The organism is Alkalicoccobacillus murimartini (assembly GCF_030813245.1).
Lineage (GTDB): Bacteria > Bacillota > Bacilli > Bacillales > Bacillaceae_D > Alkalicoccobacillus > Alkalicoccobacillus murimartini.
This window is the reverse complement of sequence record NZ_JAUSUA010000003.1, coordinates 392,265-410,590: the sequence shown is the minus strand read 5'-3', so window position 1 is coordinate 410,590 and position 18,326 is coordinate 392,265. Positions and strand designations below refer to the sequence as shown.

Genomic DNA, 18,326 nt, shown 5'->3' with positions numbered 1-18,326 from the left:
ATAACTTGGGTTAATGTTAACTCATTATCATGACACTTAACCGTTACTCTCCTTAAAAAGTATATAATAAAAGACGATTGATTGCACTTAATAGGGACTTCATTTTGGACCATGTCTCAAAATCGTAACATTTACGTTCCTATTATTAGGTAAATCGATCTAATTTTGATTAACTTATTTTTAGTATCTTCAAATTTGAAAATAAATTCATATTTGAATTGAAATATTATTTGTTTCATTATATACTGAATTGGTTTTAGTAAGATATTGCTTAATTACACAGGCCAAATCGCTTAAAGGCGAATCAAATAAATTAATAACTGGAAGTATAAGAGGTGAATATTAATGAAGAAAGTTAAAGGAAGAATGGATGAAAGTATTCTTGTATGTGTATATTATGGTCCAAATGGTGAACGATTAATTAAACGTGGCTGTAAAATTGCTAGCATGCTGGATTGTCCACTATATATATTAACAATTGATGCACTCCCATACGATGAATTGGATGCAGAGAAATCTGACTACATTGATCGTTGGAAGCAACTTGCTGAAGAACACAACGTTGAAGAATTTATGATTCGTGATAATGAGAAGCGTCCAGCTGTAAAAGTTATTGCTGAAGTAGCACGCGAGAAACACATTACTCAAATTATTATTGGTCAAACAGCCAAGAGCCGCTGGGAAGAGATTACAAAAGGTTCATTTATGAATGTATTGCTACGTGAAATTCCATTTGTTGACTTTCATGTTGTCTCTGTCGACCGATCACTTAAAGGCGAAGAAGGTCATTACGAAAAGGGCTGCCGTGCTTATCTAACAAAAGATAAAGATGATGCGTATCGCCTATCCTTCTCTCATCCAAAAGATGCATTGTTTGAAGGTATCTTCTTTAAAGAACAAGGTACAGACTTTAACAATGGCGTCTTCAAATTTATGAATGATAACCAAATGATGCAGGTTCATATTACAGATGATGATGTTACCGAACCAGAAGTTGTTACTTCCTGTTCATTGAAGATTAAAGAAGAAATGCTTAAAAAATAACGATAAAACTAATAAAGGGGCCCAGTCATTGTGACTTGGCCCCTTTTTGCTATATTCCTTATTTGTATACCTTTACTCTTTCTTCAAGAGAGCTAAATTCTTTTTCTCCAGCAGGTGCAGCTGGTTTACCAAATGGCATTTGAGCTCTCAGCTTCCATGATGCAGGAACATGCCACTCTTTTTTTACATCCTCATCAACCAATGGATTATAATGCTGCAGTGTAGCGCCAAATCCTTCGATCTCTAATCCTGTCCAAACGGCAAATTGATGCATACCGGATGTTTGTTCTGACCAAACCGGGAAGTTATCAGCATATAATGCAAATTGCTCTTGAAGTCCTTTAACCACTTCTTCGTCTTCAAAGAAAAGAACCGTACCGTATCCATTACTAAATAGGTCCATCTTTTCTTGAGTCGCGCCAAAATTCTCCGCAGGGACGACTTTACGAAGCGTTTCCGTTGTAAGGTTCCAAAACTTATCGTGCTCTGCCCCTAAAAGAACAATCACACGCGTTGACTGAGAGTTAAATGCTGATGGCACATGCTTCACAGCGTGATGAACAACCTCAACAATACGATCATCCGAAACAACTTGCTCCTTACTCACTGCATAATATGAACGACGATCTTCAATAGCTTGGTAAAAATCTTTACTCATAATCTTTTCCTCCATCAATTGTAATTTAATCAATACTAGTATGGGCAACTTGCCTTGAAATTATTGTATCCTATCCCTTTTCAAGAAATAAGTACGCACTATAAAGTGGTATAGTTTCTTGAACGATACTGAAGGTGCTTACCTTTGATACACAAAACGAACAGTCATGCCTGATGGATCGACTGTCCATAGGGTTGATTCTTCTTGCTTGTAGCTTCTATTGGCCTGTTCTAACCTTTGAATTAAGCTTTTGATTTCCTCTTCATTTACAAGCTTAATTGTGTAATAAGTCATGCCTATCGCATTCTCCGGAGTTGGTGGAACTCCTTTTCCTGCCCAAATATTAAAGCCTAAATGGTGATGGTAACGACCTGCAGCCATGAATTTGGCATGCATTGCGCGGTAATTTCCTACTGTTTCAAATCCAATAACATCTCGATAGTAGGTTTCGGTTTCCTCTAAGTCTGCGACATGCATATGAACATGACCAATGACCGTACCTTGTGGCATACCTGACCATGACCCTTCTTCCGCTTCCATCAGTAACTGATTCATATCAATTGGATTTGATGCCATCACATAATCACCATTTGACTCAACATTCCATTCCGTTCGATCACGGTCCCGATAAATTTCTAGTCCATTTCCGTCTGGATCTGACAAGTATATCGCTTCACTCACAAGGTGATCCGCCTGACCAATAGGCACTTGTTTATCTGCAAAATGATAGAGAATACTCGCAAGTGACGCTCGGTTTGGAAGCAATATCGCTACATGGTAAAGTCCTGCTGCCGAACGTTCAGGTAGTCGTATCGCATCAGGAATTTCTTCTAATACAATTAGTGTGTCTTCTTCAACGCCTATATGTGCCTCTGCTCCTACTTGACGGACTACATCGAATCCAATTATATCCTTATAAAAAGTAATAGATTGCTCAAGATTTGATACCTTTAGCCTTACTTGCCCTAGACTTGTGTTTGCATGAATCGTCATGAAAAACCCCTCCAACTAATTCGTAGTATGTTAAACGTAGTATGCCCTATGGAACTTTTTTATGGAAGTAGGCACTTAAAAGTAGTATAGTGTCATTATGGATACTATAGGAGGTTAGACGATTGGAGATATGCAAAGTAGATACCGCGCTTGAAATTTTAATGGGTAAATGGAAACATAGAATATTATTTGAACTTACTACTAACGATGTAATGCGCTTTAATGAATTAAAACGTTCTATTCCTGGTATTACACAAAAGATGCTAACCGCACAACTTCGTGAGCTTGAGCATCATGACATTGTTATTCGGAAAGTATATGCGCAAATCCCTCCGAAGGTCGAATACTCTATGACGGAATACGGAAATAGTTTGCAGCCTTTACTTGCCGCAATGCACGATTGGGGCAGTAAACATGCTGAGCACCTGAAGCAGATAGAGAAAAATGCTGCACTTGAACAAAATAACGCATAAATCATGACCGACTGCATTCTCGTCATTTTGACAGATGTAGTCTTTTTTTTATTTTTTATATACGTTCAGACTCGCAATCTGCTAAACTATAAATGGATAAAGCGTTTACACTAACTTGTATGGATAACTTAAAAGGAGGCGGAGTAATTGGCAAATGCATCAACAGGAAAAATTAAATGGGGAATACTTGGAACAGGCGGAATTGCTGAGAAGTTTGCAGCAGACTTAACACATGCAGAAAATGGTGAATTGTATGCTGTCGGTTCACGTACAAAAGAAAGCGCAACCAAGTTTGCGGACAAGTACTCGATCCCTTCCATTCATGGAAGCTACGATGATCTGGTTAATAATCCAGATGTAGACGCCATATATGTGGCAACACCACACCCTTTCCATAAAGAGAATGTCTTAGCGGCTCTTCATGCTGGAAAAGCTGTATTATGTGAGAAGCCTATGACTGTGAATGCTGGGGAGCTTGAAGAATTAGTTGCCACAGCACGCGAAAAAAATCTATTCCTTATGGAAGCAATGTGGTCTCGCTTCCTACCTTCACTTGTCAAAGTACGTGAGTGGTTAGATGAAGGAAAAATTGGTGAGGTAAAAATCGTCAAAGCAGAATTTGGCTTCCACATCGGATGGGATCCAGAGGGACGTCTACTTAATCCTGCTCTAGGAGGAGGAGCTTTATTAGATGCTGGTATTTATCCAGTATCGTTTGCATCTATGGTCTTTGGTCCAAAGCCTGAGCGCGTCTGGACAACGGCTCATATCGGCGAAACAGGTGTGGATGAACATTTTTCAATTATGCTTGATTACGGCGAAGGAAAAACAGCCTCTCTTCATGGTGGAGTCAGATTACACTTACCGAATGATGCCTATATTCACGGAACAAAAGGCTATATTCACATCCCGCAATTTTTATTTGCTGATCAGGCAACGTTGCATATCAATGGTGAAGAGCCAGTCACTTTCACTGATTCACGTGCAGAACAAGGCGTATCAGGCTACAAATTTGAAGCTGAAGAAGTAGGACGCGCCCTACTTGAAGGCAAGAAAGAAAGCTCTGTAATTACGTTAGAAGAATCCTTGGACATTATTCGTTTACTTGACCAAGTACGTGCTGAGTGGGGCTTAAAATACCCATTTGAGTAAGATATACATTTTAAATTAATAAGTTCGTAAAAAAGAGCACATCACATGAATGTGCTCTTTTTTTATTATTTTTTATCTCTTGATACAACCAAAACCCACCAAATAAGGAGAGGCTGGAATAAGAGCCTTACCCACAAAATAACCGGATCCGTCTGATCATCCCATGGGGCAGGAATCTCTGCAATGGCCATATATATATTTGCTGGGAATATTAATACCAAATAGATAGCTGTCCATATTCCCGCCATACGACGAGTCCTTTTAATCAAAAGTAATATAGCGAGGATCCATTCCATAACTCCTGTGATATATACGATCGGATATTTAAAAGGGACCCAATCAGGGAACATTTGTACAAAGCCATCAGCCATCGTAAAGTGGCCAATACCTGCAATAATAAATAATAAAACAAAAGCGTATCGTGCTATTCGCTTGACCATCTTTTGGCTCCTCTCATCTTCTCTATTGAAAGGATTCCTCTTTCTTACTATGTTTCAAACTTGATTTGATAAATAATGAGACAAATAAGACGATACATGCCAAAATGAATCCGGTTGAGAAGCTCTGCTGAGCCCCTACGGCCAATGCATCAACTTGTTGGGCAGGAGTTGGATTCTGTATGCCTTCAAGCGTGCGATGCTGACCATTTTCCATGATTGAGATAAACAATGCTGCACCAATCGCACCAGATACTTGCATAAGCGTATTGGCAATAGCCGCTCCATGAGGATACAAATGCGCAGGTAATTGATTTAATCCATTTGTTTGAGATGGCATCATAATCATAGCAACCGAAATCATTAATAAAGTGTGCTGAATCACAACGAATGTAATAGGTGTGCTGGCATCAATAAAGCGATAGGAGAACACACTAATAACCATCAAAGTCGCACCAGGAATAAGTAGGGCTCTAGGTCCATATTTATCAAAGAATTTACCCATAATAGGTGACATTGCTCCATTAATAATGCCTCCAGGAAGCATCACTAATCCTGTGGTAACTGCTGTAAAAGCAAGAACTGTTTGCATATAAATCGGTAGCACGAGCATCATGGCAAATAACGTCATCATGACCGTGATAATCATAACCAGTCCAAGCGTGAACATCGGGTAACGGAATACTCTTACATCAAGTTGAGGTGTATCCATCTTTACCTGTCTCCAGGCAAATAATATCAGAGAAATAACCCCAATAGTGAGTGATCCTATGACTTCAGGGTCCATCCACGTTGCTTCCCCTTCACCTGCCATACTAAATCCAAGAACAATTCCACCAAAACCGAGCGTAGAGAGAATAAATGATAAGATATCAAGCTTTGGTTTTGTTAGCTTGGTTACATTCTTTAGGAAATATAGGCCGAACATTAGTGACGCAAGAGAAATGGGTAGCACGATGAAGAACAACCATCTCCACGACAAGTTTTGTACGATGAGTCCTGAAACAGTAGGGCCGATAGCTGGCGCAAACATAATAACCAGCCCAATCATACCCATAGCAGCCCCTCTACGATCAATTGGAATAATAACCAATATGACGTTCATTAATAGAGGAATCATGATGGCCGTTCCAACTGCTTGTATCATCCTCCCAATGAGGAGGACTGAAAAACTCGGACTAAAACCCGCTACTAGCGTACCTAGTGTAAACAATCCCATGGCCGTGATAAAAAGCTGTCGTGTTGAGAATCGTTGAATAAAGAAAGCTGAGATCGGAATCAACGTTCCAATGATCAGCATATAACCGGTCACTAGCCATTGGGCATGGCTTGCTGCTACACCAAGGTCACCCATAATCGCTTGCAAGGCTACGTTCAGAACCGTTTCATTCAAGATAGCCACAAAGGCCCCTGAAAGTAATACAGCTATAAGGGGAATCACTTTTACATTTGCCGCTTCATTTGTTGTTTGTGTATCTGTAGTTGATGATAAATCCATATCTTTCTCTCACTCCTATTTCATTCCAACGAAAGTTGCTTTATCTTCTAGAGCTTTTCGTTATTTTCTTCCACCGTTTTTTTTCTTGAATCATTGCTCTCTTATCTACTTGCCGTTGCGCGTAAGCCTGTTCCCGTAAAAGCTTTAGATAGCCACGAAAGCGTTGTTCACTCAATTCACCAGTCTCTATTGCTTCTTGAACGCGGCAACCCGGCTCTTGCTTGTGCTGACAATCATTAAACCTGCACGCTTCAGCCAGCTTGTAGATGTCTTCATAACTTTGTTCAATTCCGACATCCGCTCCTAAAAGCTGTATCTCACGCATTCCTGGAGTGTCGATAATACCCGCTCCGTTTGGTAGCCAAAAGAGTTCGCGATGTGTAGTCGTATGCTTGCCACGGTCATCAGTCACTCTTGTTTCATTTACCTTTTGCACTTGTTCATCCATTAATGCATTAGTTATGCTTGATTTCCCTGCTCCGGAAGAGCCTAGTAGTGCAACTGTTCTACCTTCTGTTAGATACACTGAGAGCTGATCCATTCCTTCTCCAGTAACGGAACTCAACGCATGGATAGGAACGCCAGGACATGCAGCAGTGACTTCTTGAACAGAAGACTCCGGATCTGAACACAAGTCCAGCTTGCTTAATACCACTACCGGACTTGTCCCACTTTCATAGGCTAATAAGACATATCTTTCAATTCTACGGGGGTTAAAATCCTTCGTTAATGCCGTAACAATTATAAGAGTGTCTACATTTACAGCTACTAATTGCTCTTCATAGGTGCCACCAGCTGCCTTGCGACTGAATTGACTTGTTCTATTAAGAACCTTATGAATGATCGCCTTGCCTTCATCCACTCTGGCAGAAACCGCTACCCAATCACCAACTGCTGGATAATCCACTCGATCAATTGCTTCAAAATCTAGCTTCCCAGATACCTCACTAAGCAGTTCCCCAGCAGAAGTCATCACTCGGTACATCCGTTTATGTTCTAGAATGACCCTACCAGGTATCCATTCTGTCGTTTGATATTGTTTCCACTCCTCTTGTCTCTCGTTCGTCCATCCAAATTGATTATTATTCAAATAAATCGTCCCCTTTTATAAGTTGATGAATCAAAAAAAGACCGCGGTTCGCCGCAGTCTTCCTGAAAGTGTGCGTACGGACAGATTGCAGCCCATCCACACATGAATAATCAACATAATAAAAAAGTCCGATTTTTCCTGATGGTTATATGGGCTGCCTTATGAAGTTCTGATTAATTACCATACTGTTTGTCATAAAGCATCCCTCCTCAGTTGTTTTTCTTATCATACTGTATTTATATTCACTCGACAAGAAGAAAAAACAAAATTATACTAATTTAAATAATGAAAGGAGGTCTCATACGATGGAGACCGAATTATTACGTGTATTTAATGAGCAGGGTGAACCCATTGGAATTAAATCAAGATCTTCTGTTCACGAGCAAGGTTTTTGGCATGAAACGTTCCATTGTTGGATGATTGGTTTGATTCATGATACCTGTTATGTAGACCTACAATTTAGAAGCCCTACTAAAAAAGATTTCCCTGCCAAATTTGATATATCCGCGGCCGGGCACCTTCTTAGTCACGAATCAAAAGAAGATGGTGTTCGTGAACTAAATGAAGAAATAGGAATAGACGTAGACTTCAAAGACTTAATACACTTAGGAACGGTAGCAGATGAGCTTGAGACCACAACGATTGTGGATAATGAATTTTGTCACCTTTATCTATACACAGAGCTTCCACAACAGATAAAAGACTATCAGATACAAGTCGAAGAAGTTGGTGGCATCTTCCGCATGCTTTGGTCTGATTTTAAGAAAGTGATCCTTGACCCTACTGTTTCTGCCACAGCAGATGGCTTTTTATTAGAATCTAAGCAGTCAACGAAATCTGTGACTCTTCCTATTTCAAAACATGACCTCGTGCCTCATAGTGACTCATACTTTCAAGCATTGATAAAAGCCGTTGATTCACATTTTGATCAGGCTTATGAATGAACACGACTAGCCGCGGTCTCTTTTGCCGCACCTGTTTCTTCTAACAAATGACATGCTGCAAAATGACCCTCCTTCCACTCTTTTAACGACGGCGTCGATTCTGCACACACTTCCATGGCATACGCACAGCGAGTTCGGAACACACAGCCACTTGGAGGATCAATTGGGCTTGGTAGCTCTCCCTTTAAAATGATGCGTTCACGCTTATCCTCTATGTCTGGATCAGGAATTGGAATAGCTGAAAGCAACGCCTGTGTATAAGGATGCAGTGGATTGGCATAAAGTGAATCACTATCTGTCAGCTCCACAATCTGACCTAAATACATCACAGCAATGCGGTCACTAATATGCTTAACCATAGACAGATCGTGGGCAATAAATAAGTAGGTTAATCCTCTTTCTTTTTGAAGTTGCTTTAATAAATTGACGACCTGGGCTTGAATGGATACATCGAGGGCAGAAATTGGCTCATCTGCAATGATCAATTGCGGCTCCAACGCGAGTGCACGTGCAATGCCAATTCGCTGTCGCTGTCCACCACTAAATTCATGTGGATAACGTTGTGCATGTTCTTCATTTAACCCCACCGTGCGTAAAAGTTCATGAACACGTTCTTTTCTTTTCTTTCCCTTATTCAAACCTTGAATGTCCATCCCTTCTGCAATACTATCCATTACTGTAGCCCGCGGATTCAAGGACGCATAGGGATCTTGGAAAATCATCTGCATGTGCCGTGTTAATTGATCCTTTTGTTTTTCTGTCGCACGAAAGACATCCACACCATTAAAGCTCACTTCACCTGCTGTTTTTTGATATAGACGGATTAATGTACGTCCGAGTGTTGATTTTCCACAGCCTGATTCCCCAACTAATCCAAAGGTTTCACCCTTTTTAATGGTAAAGGATACATCATTCACTGCTTTTAATGTTTGTCCTTTTCCCACGTCAAAATGCTTTTTTAAGTGAGATACGACTAATAAGTCCTCCAACTTCACTTCATCCACCTCCACCTAGGTCCATTTATCACTCATCACGACCAGTATCTTCTTGAGATACAGTGCTCCTTCTCATAGATCCCGCTAATCTCAACTTCCTCAACACATTTTCCTGTTTTAGGAGCATGGATCATTCGTCCATTGCCTGTATACATGGCTACGTGGTGAACCCTACCCATTCCTTCTTCATAAGCAAAGTAAAGCAAATCCCCTGGTGCTAGATCTTCTCGTTCAATGAACCTTCCAGCCCTTGCTTGTTCAGAGGCATCTCTTGGAATAGTCAGACCATAAGCTCGATGTATTTGATAAACAAACCCTGAGCAGTCAAAACCAAAACCACTCATTCCCGCCCAAAGATAAGGCAACTGAAGAAATTGCCGACCTGTTTGGACAAGATCTTCACCAGAATACGGGTGTATATGTTCATTCGGACCGACTATCCTTATATCTTTTGACAGCAATTTACCTTTACCAAGTGGGGTCTGAACCACCACCCACATCGCTTCGATCTCTATAATAGGTAGTCGCGTTTGAAAACTAACTTCTATGAATTTCTCATCGTCCATATGGTATAACCATGCTGTATTCGATTGAACAAATGCTTGAGATACGTCTCCATATATTTGTGGCACTGCTTCAAGCTGATCAAGTGGTATCCATCCCGGATAGCCTAATTCTGATTTGGCTGTAGGTTGATCTGTTACACATACTTCTGCCCAACCCCCTACTTCTCTAAGCTTCATTACTTCCTGCCCAAACAAGGCTTGTGTCTGCGTTCGATTTGATGTGCATAAATCTAGCCTTTCTTCAAACGTTAGAGTAGTTAACCATTCTTGAATGGCATCTGGATAACCGACTACTAGCTTATCTACTTCTCGGATGGATTCTGGTTTTGTCCATACGGTGGCTACAGCCGTTCGAACGGCACATCGTTCCATCTTTTCACTCTCCTTTTACACCTGGTTCAATCTCTATTGTTTTTTTATCAAAATCTAATTTCGCAATGGCCCCTAATGGGATAGAAACCGTTGGTGAGCAATGTCCCATCTGAAATCCAGTCATGGCCGGTGTTCCGGCTAGTTCAATATGATGAGTCAACACTTCTGAAATGGAGAGAGACTCTGTTCTTTTAACCGGAGTGCATCGGTGGAAATCACCTACTAGAATCGCCACTGCTTCTTGTAACTTTCCTGCCATTCGTAACTGATTCAGCATCCGATCCAACCGATACGGCTCCTCATCCACATCTTCAATAAATAAAATGGTGTTTGTTGTATTGACCTCAAATTCGGTCCCAAGAGAACTAGTCAACAAGGTGAGATTGCCTCCTATTACTGGAGCAGAAATCATCCCCTTTCCTTGCCCAATTACGTCAAGCGTAGATATGCTTTCATCATACGTAATCGTTGTTGGCTGAAATACCTGTCGCAAATAACTCTCTGTTAAAGGATGAATTTCATCTCCTAAATCGCTGCTCATCATCGGTCCGTGAAACGTCACTAATCCTGTTTTTTGATAGATTGCTTGATGCAAAAAGGTTGAATCACTATATCCCCAGAAAATCTTAGGGTTCTGCTGAATTCTATTAAAATCGAGATGTTCAACGATTCTTGCTGCTCCATACCCTCCATATGCACTAAAGATGCCTTTTATTCGATCATCTTGAAACATCTGTTGAAGATCTTGTGCTCGATCTAGATCAGTCCCGGCCAAATAACCATTTACATTCGTCACAGACGTACCGATCTGAACATTTAGCCCATACTGCTTATACTGCTTGATCCCTTTCTTTAATCGAACGAGATCTGGTGGACTTGAAGGAGCAACAATACCAATCGTATCTCCAGGTTTTAGCCGCTCTGGTTTCATTCACGATGCCTCCTGTTTAGAAAAACAAAAGGGTCCAGTTTCCTAGACCCTCGCATTTATAACCTATTGGATACTTGCCCATTTTAATTCAATGTAACCAACAGGGTGACGGACGATTCCACTGACTTCATCAGCTTGTAATAAAGGCTGATTATAAAAGTAGATCGGAAAAATTGGTGCTTCTTCCATTAAGATTTCTTCAGCCTGATGCATTAGCTCAAATCTTGTTTCCTCATCTGCCTCTGTTTTGGCAGCGGCAATGAGGTCATCATACTCTTCATTGCTCCAGCCTGTTCGATTCATAGAACTACCCGTAATAAAACTCTCCAGATAGTTAATTGGATCGGCAAAGTCCGCAATAAAGGAAGATCTTGAAAACTGCATTTCTAAATTTTGTTGAGCTTCAAGAAACACGTTCCACTCCGTATTGGCAAGTGTGACATCCACATCAAGATGTGTTTTAAACATATCTTGAAGAACCTCTGCAATGAGCTTATGTTCATCACTGGTGTTGTAAGACAATGTGATCTCAGGAAGCTCTGAATATCCCTCTTCTTCCATGCCCTCTTCTAGTAAGGATTGCGCCTCTTCTGGATCAAAGCTAAGTAAGTCTCCTCCCACATCACGGAAATCTTCTCCTGATGGTTCAGGGAATCCATTTGCAACAAATCCATGTGCTGCATTTTCGTTTCGTTTTGTAACATAATCCACAATTTCTTGTTGATCTACAGCCATCGAGAAGGCTTTACGAATCTTCTCATTTTGAAAAGGCTCCATCTCTACATTAAAGCGATAGAAATACGTGCCTGATTGGTCTTCAAATTCGACCTCTCCATCGGCAATTAGTTGCTCAGCCAGTTCAGTTGGTATAGATGATGTATGAAGCTCGCCCGTTTGGAACAGCTGATATTCAGTGTTGCGGTCACTCACCATTTCCCAGACAACACCATCTAATTGAACCGAATCGACATCCCAGTACTCTTCATTTTTATCCATGGTTAGATTTGAATTGTGATTCCAGCTTGTTAAAGCAAATGGCCCATTTCCGACAAAGGTGTCTGCTTCTGCTGCCCAATTATCATCCTCTTCAACCGTCTCGAAATGTACTGGGAAAAAAGCTGGATTTGAGATGATACTTAAGAAATAAGCTTGCGGACTGTTAAGGGTGACCTCTAGTGTCTTCTCATCTAGGGCCGTGACCGCCATATCATCTGCGGAGCCTTCTCCACTATTATATTCACTAGCCCCCTCGATTAAGTCCGTTAAAAATGCTGCGTCGGCGGCTGTCTCAGGGTTCGCTAGTCTCTTCCATGCATATTCAAAATCTCTAGCAATGACTGGCTCACCATTAGACCAATTCGCGTTTTCACGAATCGTAAATGTGTACGTTAGCCCATCATCAGATACTTCCCAGCTCTCTGCTGTAGCCTCTTCTGGTTCATGTGTATCACCTAATCTCGTTAAGCCTTCCATCAAATTGTTTAAGATGTAATAAGAAACATTGTCAAACGCTTTTGTTGAATCGAGTGATGTTGGTTCATTTTCATTATTTAAACGTAAGATATGATCTCCAGATCCACCACCATCACTCGTTCCTTCATCCGTAGTCTCTTCATCGTCTGTGCCATTGTCTGAGTCCGTTCCACCTGTTGTTGTACATGCAGCTAGCATCACCATTAGCCCAACCATCACCATCAGCATAAGAAGCCATTTCTTCATATAACTACCTCCTTTTAGTTTGTGGTAATCTACACTAATTTCTTAAGCATCGGTAATTCCCCTGCTTCAAATGCCTGCTGTGCCCGCACATCTTGCAGCCAACAGGCCACTCGATGACCCGAGGCAACTTCTGTTTTAGGCGGATCGTGTAGCGCACACACCTCCATCGCATACGCACATCGGTCTGCAAACGCACAGCCTATTGGAGGTGAGAATAGATCTGGCGGGGTCCCAGCTATTGGCACAAGCGGAACATTACGATCCGCATCCATTCTAGGAACAGAATGTAACAGTCCCCGTGTATACGGATGTTGAGGGCGATAAAAAAGATCTCGACGATTCCCTTCCTCAACCACACGGCCCGCGTACATGACTTGAATTCGGTCTGCTAACTGCGCCACAACACCAAGGTCGTGGGTAATCATAATAATGGCCACACCCATCTTTTTCTGAATATCTTTGAATAAATCTAAGATTTGCGCTTGGATCGTCACATCAAGTGCGGTTGTTGGTTCATCCGCAATAAGGATCTCTGGATCACACATCAGTGCCATTGCAATCATTATTCTCTGCCTCATTCCCCCGCTAAATTGATGGGGAAACTGTTTTAGCCGCTCTTTCGCATTAGAGATTCCAACCAGCTTAAGCATAGATAGTGCTCTCTTTCCTGCTTCTTTCAATGAAAGCTTTTGATGCTTTATCAACCCTTCCGTCAGCTGATCTCCAATCGTTAAGGTTGGGTTCAGCGACGTCATCGGGTCCTGAAAAATCATGGAGATCTCTCTGCCTCGTATAGACCTCATTTTCTTCTCCGAAAACGATAAGATATCCTGGCCTTTAAATAAAACCTCACCGTTTGTGATTTTTCCGGGTGGTTCAGCAATCAGGCGCATAATACTTTGTGCGGTTACACTTTTCCCACAACCACTTTCTCCAACGATGGCAAGCGTTTCACCTTTCTTAACGCTTACGTTCACCCCTCTTACCGCATGAACCCGACCTCCATATGTATCAAATGAAACATGAAGATCAACTACATCAAGCAGTTTGTCTTCGCTCATTGGTCTTTACCTCCTTAACTTAGGATCAAGAGCATCTTGAAGTCCGTCTCCAAGCACATTAAATGCAAACATTGTGATGGAAATAAAGAATGCTGGGAAGAACAAGCGCCACCATGCACCTGAAGTGAGTGTTCCTAAAGCATCCTCTGCCATTACACCCCAGCTAGCAAATGGAGCTTGAACACCTAGCCCTAAAAAACTAAGAAAGGCTTCAGCAAAAATAGCGGTTGGAACGGTTAAGGTCATTTGGACAATAATAGCTCCTACCGCATTAGGTAGCAGAGCTTTTCGGATGATGTGACTGGCCTTTCCTCCTAATGTTCTTGAAGCTAAGACATATTCATTGGTTTTTAATTGAAGGACCTGGCCTCGAACAATTCGTGCCATCCCAACCCATCCTGTTACGGTTAAGGCGACGATGATAGTGAATAGCCCAGGTCCCATCACAACCATAAGAAGAATCACTACTAATAAGTAAGGGAGACCATAGAGTACCTCGACAATTCTCATCATCACATTGTCTGTTCGACCACCCTTATACGCTGAAACCCCTCCATAGATAATACCGATCACACAATCAATTAATGCAGCCATGAATCCAACAAACAAACTAATCCTAGCCCCATACCACGTTCTAGCAAACATATCTCGGCCAAGACTATCTGTTCCAAACCAATGATCCATAGAAGGAGGTTGGTTGGCATTTGTGCGTAATTGTGTTGTGACACTGTGAGGAGTTATGATTGGGCCAATAATGGCCATGACAACGAGCAAAACCATCACAATCAATCCAGCCATCGCAAGTTTGTTCTTCCTTAGACTCATCCAGGCAGCTTGCCAATAGCTAATGGATGGACGAACGACTCTCTCTGCCTGGCTCTTGTCGACTTTTCTTCTCGTAAATAACTCATCAGAGATGGTAGGTTCGGTACGACTCATCTGCTCACTCCTCCTTCTTGTGGAGCTTGATCCGCGGATCCAGAATACCGTACAAAACATCCACAATTAACAACATAATCATCAAGATACCACTATAAAAAATAGTCGTACCCATAATAACGGGATAGTCCCGGCTATTAATACTCTCAACAAAATATCTACCCATACCTGGAATGGCAAAAATCCTCTCAATGACAAAGCTACCTGTTAAGATAGATGCGACTAATGTGCCCAAAATGGTCACGACCGGAAGCAACGAATTACGTAAGGCATGTTTGATGACAATTTTGAAAGGAGAAAGCCCCTTTGCCTTTGCTGTCCGAATGTAATCTTGAGTCAGTACCTCAACCATGCTGGAGCGAGTCAGACGAGCAATAATAGCCATAGGAGTTGTCCCTAACGCCAAAGCTGGCAGAATCATATGCTTCCAGCTTGCCCAGGTCCCGACAGGAAGTAATCTCCACTGGCCAGCCACTTGATAGATCAATAGAGTGGCTAAAATAAAGTTTGGAACGGAGATTCCAATTACCGCAAAAGTCATCATGCCATAATCAATAACACCATTTCGTCGCAGCGCCGCAAATATTCCTAAGGTAATACCCGAGATAATTGCCACGACTAGTGCCGTTATTCCGAGTTCTAACGATACCGGAAAACCACGTGAGATTAACTCATTTACCGACGTCGGGTGTTGTTTAATTGATGGTCCAAAATCGAATTGTGCTAATGATTTCAAATAATCAAAATATCTTATGTATAGTGGGTCGTTTAAGCCGAAGTGTTCTTCCATATTGGCTCGGACTGCGTCATTTGTTGTCTGTTCTGTATTAAGAGGAGATCCCGGTACTGCGTGCATTAGAAGAAAGGTTAGAGTAATAATCACCCACATGGTTACCAGCATACCCATGACTCTTTTTCCGATATATTTGAGCATGAATCATCCACCTTTCTAGCAGAAGGCCGTCCTCATCGCAAGCTCCGTCATAACTAACATGGCCCGATAAGCTTCGAGGATATCACTCGCTTGAAAACGAACCGTTGTGGTCCCTTCCTCAATCTCTGCTCCTGGCATTAATGCCGCCCATTCTGCCTGACCATAATTAGCAAATTCAATCCGAAGTATCGGACGATCAGGTGGGGTTAGTGGTTTTACTTTATTTCGTTTGTTCAACGCTTCTTTTGTCTTTTGCTTAAGCAATTCTCCTGCCTTTTGTGGAGTTAAGCACAAAGCAGATGATCTTGACTGCTGTTCCTTCACTATAGCTGTCGTTACATGTGGTATTAATGCTTCAGCTTCCTTTGCTGTCTCATCATCCCCACTCACCATTAGAATGGGCACTCCATAATAACCCGCAACATAGGCGTTAAAACCCATCTCACCTACCTCATGATCATTAATATACACGGTGCGAACACCAAAAATCATCGTATGGCTCATAACTCCTTTTTGCGAAGCTCTTGCATGATACCCAAGAAAAAAAGCTCCATTATAGTCTTCGTTTAACCCCTGTACCATCGAATAAAGCTTCACATCACCTGAAATTAGCTTTGCTTCTGTATGTAACTCTTCAATAAGTATATTGTTCATCTTTGAATGACTATCATTCACAATCATTTCTTTGCCGCCCCATTGCAGGGCCTCCTCTATAACATGATTCACTTCTGCCGTCATTAATGATTGACCTCTTCTATAATGCCGCTTAGATGAGTCAACAAACTGATGATCAGCAAATCCAGAAATACCTTCCATATCAACTGATAGATAGAGCTTCATAACACCCTCCCTGTTAAATTACTTCCGGTACATGACCCCATTATCAAAGAAATCAGACAAATATAAAAGACTTTCGTGAGAAAACTTTACATATTCTAGAAGTAACCATTTAAAAGAAAGCGCTTTCTTTAATTAGTATAACCCTTCCTTTATTTGTCTATCAACCTATTTCTAAGCCGTTACTTAAAACGGCTTAGTTTAAACGAATCAATTGAGTGACTAAGAGGCTGATCAAGGGCCATCTCACTAAGAATTTTTCCAACTACACTAGCAAACTTAAATCCATGTCCAGAAAACCCGCCCGCAAAGATAATATGAGAATGTGTTGGATGTCGATCTAGGATAAAGTCTTCATCTGGTGATTGATCGTAAATACACACACCACCTTTTACAAGTGACCCTGCCGCTTCTGGCACAAACTCATTTAGTAATTGTCTTAACTCCCTCTCATCTTCAATATGTGCGCCGAATGTTCGATTAAGCTGATCTGGAGTCGTTTTCTGACCACCATCATGCCGACCAAGTTTAAATCCTTTACCTTGATAATCGGGAAATCCATAATAAAGCCCAAACGTCGTATCAAACACCACACAAGGAAAATGAGTGCTCTCGTATAACCCCTCTTGCTTTGGCTGAAACCATCCAAATGTTTTCCGCACTGGCTTGATAGGTAGTTGAGCAGTAGGAAGTAACTCATGTGTCCACGCACCAGCTGTCACAACCAACCTACTTGCTTGTAACGTGTGATGAGCAGTCGTTACCTGTACCTGGTTCTCATCTGCATTTATTTCCATCACTTGCTCTTGTTCATAAAAAATCGCTCCATGATTCTCTGCTAATTCCTTATAAACCCGAACACACTCCTCACTCAATAGAAAACCTGCCATCGTATCCAGTACCCCAACATAATTCTCCGGAAGATTAAGCCCTGGCCAGCGAGTCATGATCTCATTAGCTGACATCCATTCATGAGGTAAATCATGAGTCGTAGAACTGAACATCACTTTATCAATAAAGTCAGACCCCTCTTCGCCCATCAACAAAGCACCCGTATGAATGTAAAGCGTCTGACCAGATTCTCGCTCCAATTCTCTCCATAAACGATAGGCACTCTGAACAAGCGGAACATAACTTTCCCCCTCACTGTACCCAAACCGAAGCATACGCGTTTGACCATGATGACTACCTTGATCGTTCGGAACCGTTTCACGATCAATGACAGCTACTCTTTGATTTGCCTTCGCTAAATAATACGCTGCCGCAGCCCCCATCGAGCCTCCACCTACAACAATGACATCAAATACTTTCTCCATAACGTCGTCCACATCCTTTTAGCATAGTGTAGCGGAAATGAGAGGAGATGAATACCTGGGCTTTGGAGGGGGGATTGGGAGTGCTTAAAGCATTTTTGAGCACTTGCTTACGTTTTTTGCGCATTCTGACCTTTTTTGAACACTAGCTTATGTTTTTTGCGCATTCTACATTTTTTTGAGCACCTGCTCACATTTTTCGCGCATTCTCACCTTTTTTGAGCACTAGCTTACGTTTTTCGCGCACCGACTCACGCTTTTCGCGCATTCTACATTTTTTCGCGCACTGGCTCACGCTTTCCGCGCATCCTCCATTTTTTCCGCGCACCGGCGCACGCTTTCCGCGCATCCTCCACTTTTTTTACGCACT

At 41.7% G+C, this 18,326-nt stretch carries 18 protein-coding genes; 4 read left to right on the top strand and 14 right to left on the bottom strand.

Features of this window, described 5'->3' with window-relative positions:
• Positions 1-345 precede the first annotated feature (345 nt).
• Complete coding sequence (locus J2S05_RS12790; RefSeq protein WP_306983372.1) at positions 346-1,044, top strand: universal stress protein; 699 nt, start codon at positions 346-348, stop codon at positions 1,042-1,044.
• A 58-nt stretch (positions 1,045-1,102) separates the two neighbouring features.
• Here the strand turns inward: J2S05_RS12790 and J2S05_RS12785 are convergent, their stop codons facing one another.
• Together J2S05_RS12785 and J2S05_RS12780 are read right to left on the bottom strand one after the other, a co-directional pair.
• On the bottom strand, positions 1,103-1,702 hold the full coding sequence (locus tag J2S05_RS12785; RefSeq protein ID WP_306983370.1) for a nitroreductase family protein: 600 nt from the start codon (positions 1,700-1,702) through the stop codon (positions 1,103-1,105).
• A 138-nt stretch (positions 1,703-1,840) separates the two neighbouring features.
• Positions 1,841-2,695, bottom strand: a complete 855-nt coding sequence (locus tag J2S05_RS12780; protein WP_306983368.1) for a VOC family protein — start codon at positions 2,693-2,695, stop codon at positions 1,841-1,843.
• A 161-nt stretch (positions 2,696-2,856) separates the two neighbouring features.
• Between J2S05_RS12780 and J2S05_RS12775 the strand changes: the two genes are divergently transcribed.
• Both J2S05_RS12775 and J2S05_RS12770 read left to right on the top strand, forming a co-directional pair.
• Positions 2,857-3,168 (top strand): winged helix-turn-helix transcriptional regulator, encoded by a 312-nt coding sequence (locus J2S05_RS12775; RefSeq protein ID WP_306983480.1) that lies wholly within the window; start codon positions 2,857-2,859, stop codon positions 3,166-3,168.
• A gap of 147 nt (positions 3,169-3,315) precedes the next feature.
• The gene (locus J2S05_RS12770; protein ID WP_306983366.1) at positions 3,316-4,320 is read left to right on the top strand and encodes a Gfo/Idh/MocA family protein; all 1,005 of its coding nucleotides are present in this window, start codon (positions 3,316-3,318) and stop codon (positions 4,318-4,320) included.
• 65 nt (positions 4,321-4,385) lie between these two features.
• On the opposite strand, the gene J2S05_RS12765 is transcribed toward J2S05_RS12770, so the two are convergent.
• From J2S05_RS12765 to rsgA, 3 genes are read right to left on the bottom strand one after another with little or no spacing between them, the layout of a single operon-like run.
• A complete protein-coding gene (locus J2S05_RS12765) occupies positions 4,386-4,760 on the bottom strand; it encodes a DoxX family protein (protein WP_306983364.1) in 375 nt (124 codons plus the stop codon).
• 22 nt (positions 4,761-4,782) lie between these two features.
• The gene (locus J2S05_RS12760) at positions 4,783-6,255 is read right to left on the bottom strand and encodes an MDR family MFS transporter (protein ID WP_306983363.1); all 1,473 of its coding nucleotides are present in this window, start codon (positions 6,253-6,255) and stop codon (positions 4,783-4,785) included.
• Positions 6,256-6,295: 40 nt separating this feature from the next.
• Complete coding sequence (gene rsgA / locus J2S05_RS12755; protein ID WP_306983360.1) at positions 6,296-7,345, bottom strand: ribosome small subunit-dependent GTPase A; 1,050 nt, start codon at positions 7,343-7,345, stop codon at positions 6,296-6,298.
• A 305-nt stretch (positions 7,346-7,650) separates the two neighbouring features.
• Here rsgA and J2S05_RS12750 point away from each other — a divergent pair, with 305 nt between their 5' ends.
• The gene (locus tag J2S05_RS12750; protein ID WP_306983358.1) at positions 7,651-8,289 is read left to right on the top strand and encodes an NUDIX hydrolase; all 639 of its coding nucleotides are present in this window, start codon (positions 7,651-7,653) and stop codon (positions 8,287-8,289) included.
• On the opposite strand, the gene J2S05_RS12745 is transcribed toward J2S05_RS12750, so the two are convergent.
• The 9 genes from J2S05_RS12745 to solA all read right to left on the bottom strand — a co-directional run bounded on the left by J2S05_RS12745 (position 8,280) and on the right by solA (position 17,959).
• A complete protein-coding gene (locus tag J2S05_RS12745) occupies positions 8,280-9,284 on the bottom strand; it encodes an ABC transporter ATP-binding protein (protein WP_306983356.1) in 1,005 nt (334 codons plus the stop codon). The genes J2S05_RS12750 and J2S05_RS12745 overlap by 10 nt on opposite strands.
• 35 nt (positions 9,285-9,319) lie before the next feature.
• Positions 9,320-10,222 (bottom strand): C40 family peptidase, encoded by a 903-nt coding sequence (locus J2S05_RS12740; protein ID WP_306983354.1) that lies wholly within the window; start codon positions 10,220-10,222, stop codon positions 9,320-9,322.
• A 4-nt stretch (positions 10,223-10,226) separates the two neighbouring features.
• The gene (locus J2S05_RS12735; protein ID WP_306983352.1) at positions 10,227-11,153 is read right to left on the bottom strand and encodes a S66 peptidase family protein; all 927 of its coding nucleotides are present in this window, start codon (positions 11,151-11,153) and stop codon (positions 10,227-10,229) included.
• 63 nt (positions 11,154-11,216) lie between these two features.
• A complete protein-coding gene (locus J2S05_RS12730) occupies positions 11,217-12,872 on the bottom strand; it encodes a peptide ABC transporter substrate-binding protein (RefSeq protein WP_306983350.1) in 1,656 nt (551 codons plus the stop codon).
• A 29-nt stretch (positions 12,873-12,901) separates the two neighbouring features.
• A complete protein-coding gene (locus J2S05_RS12725; RefSeq protein ID WP_306983348.1) occupies positions 12,902-13,933 on the bottom strand; it encodes an ABC transporter ATP-binding protein in 1,032 nt (343 codons plus the stop codon).
• A gap of 6 nt (positions 13,934-13,939) precedes the next feature.
• On the bottom strand, positions 13,940-14,872 hold the full coding sequence (locus tag J2S05_RS12720; protein ID WP_306983346.1) for an ABC transporter permease: 933 nt from the start codon (positions 14,870-14,872) through the stop codon (positions 13,940-13,942).
• A gap of 4 nt (positions 14,873-14,876) precedes the next feature.
• Positions 14,877-15,806 carry an ABC transporter permease gene (locus J2S05_RS12715; RefSeq protein WP_306983345.1) on the bottom strand — a complete coding sequence of 310 codons (930 nt, stop codon included), beginning with the start codon at positions 15,804-15,806 and terminating at the stop codon, positions 14,877-14,879.
• A gap of 15 nt (positions 15,807-15,821) precedes the next feature.
• The gene (locus J2S05_RS12710) at positions 15,822-16,646 is read right to left on the bottom strand and encodes a M55 family metallopeptidase (RefSeq protein WP_306983344.1); all 825 of its coding nucleotides are present in this window, start codon (positions 16,644-16,646) and stop codon (positions 15,822-15,824) included.
• Between the two features lie 179 nt (positions 16,647-16,825).
• Entirely contained in the window at positions 16,826-17,959 is a 1,134-nt protein-coding gene (gene solA / locus J2S05_RS12705; RefSeq protein ID WP_306983343.1) for an N-methyl-L-tryptophan oxidase, read from the bottom strand.
• Positions 17,960-18,326 lie beyond the last annotated feature (367 nt).

Bases quoted from the DNA above. Each gene is read 5' to 3' on its own strand.
- J2S05_RS12780 (WP_306983368.1), bottom strand. From the start codon at position 2,695: ATGACGATTCATGCAAACACAAGTCTAGGGCAAGTAAGGCTAAAGGTA.
- J2S05_RS12750 (WP_306983358.1), top strand. From the start codon at position 7,651: ATGGAGACCGAATTATTACGTGTATTTAATGAGCAGGGTGAACCCATT.
- J2S05_RS12735 (WP_306983352.1), bottom strand. From the start codon at position 11,153: ATGAAACCAGAGCGGCTAAAACCTGGAGATACGATTGGTATTGTTGCT.
- solA (WP_306983343.1), bottom strand. From the start codon at position 17,959: ATGGAGAAAGTATTTGATGTCATTGTTGTAGGTGGAGGCTCGATGGGG.
- J2S05_RS12785 (WP_306983370.1), bottom strand. From the start codon at position 1,702: ATGAGTAAAGATTTTTACCAAGCTATTGAAGATCGTCGTTCATATTAT.
- J2S05_RS12765 (WP_306983364.1), bottom strand. From the start codon at position 4,760: ATGGTCAAGCGAATAGCACGATACGCTTTTGTTTTATTATTTATTATT.
- J2S05_RS12710 (WP_306983344.1), bottom strand. From the start codon at position 16,646: ATGAAGCTCTATCTATCAGTTGATATGGAAGGTATTTCTGGATTTGCT.
- J2S05_RS12720 (WP_306983346.1), bottom strand. From the start codon at position 14,872: ATGAGTCGTACCGAACCTACCATCTCTGATGAGTTATTTACGAGAAGA.
- J2S05_RS12775 (WP_306983480.1), top strand. From the start codon at position 2,857: ATGGGTAAATGGAAACATAGAATATTATTTGAACTTACTACTAACGAT.
- J2S05_RS12760 (WP_306983363.1), bottom strand. From the start codon at position 6,255: ATGGATTTATCATCAACTACAGATACACAAACAACAAATGAAGCGGCA.
- J2S05_RS12715 (WP_306983345.1), bottom strand. From the start codon at position 15,806: ATGCTCAAATATATCGGAAAAAGAGTCATGGGTATGCTGGTAACCATG.
- J2S05_RS12730 (WP_306983350.1), bottom strand. From the start codon at position 12,872: ATGAAGAAATGGCTTCTTATGCTGATGGTGATGGTTGGGCTAATGGTG.
- J2S05_RS12790 (WP_306983372.1), top strand. From the start codon at position 346: ATGAAGAAAGTTAAAGGAAGAATGGATGAAAGTATTCTTGTATGTGTA.
- J2S05_RS12725 (WP_306983348.1), bottom strand. From the start codon at position 13,933: ATGAGCGAAGACAAACTGCTTGATGTAGTTGATCTTCATGTTTCATTT.
- J2S05_RS12740 (WP_306983354.1), bottom strand. From the start codon at position 10,222: ATGGAACGATGTGCCGTTCGAACGGCTGTAGCCACCGTATGGACAAAA.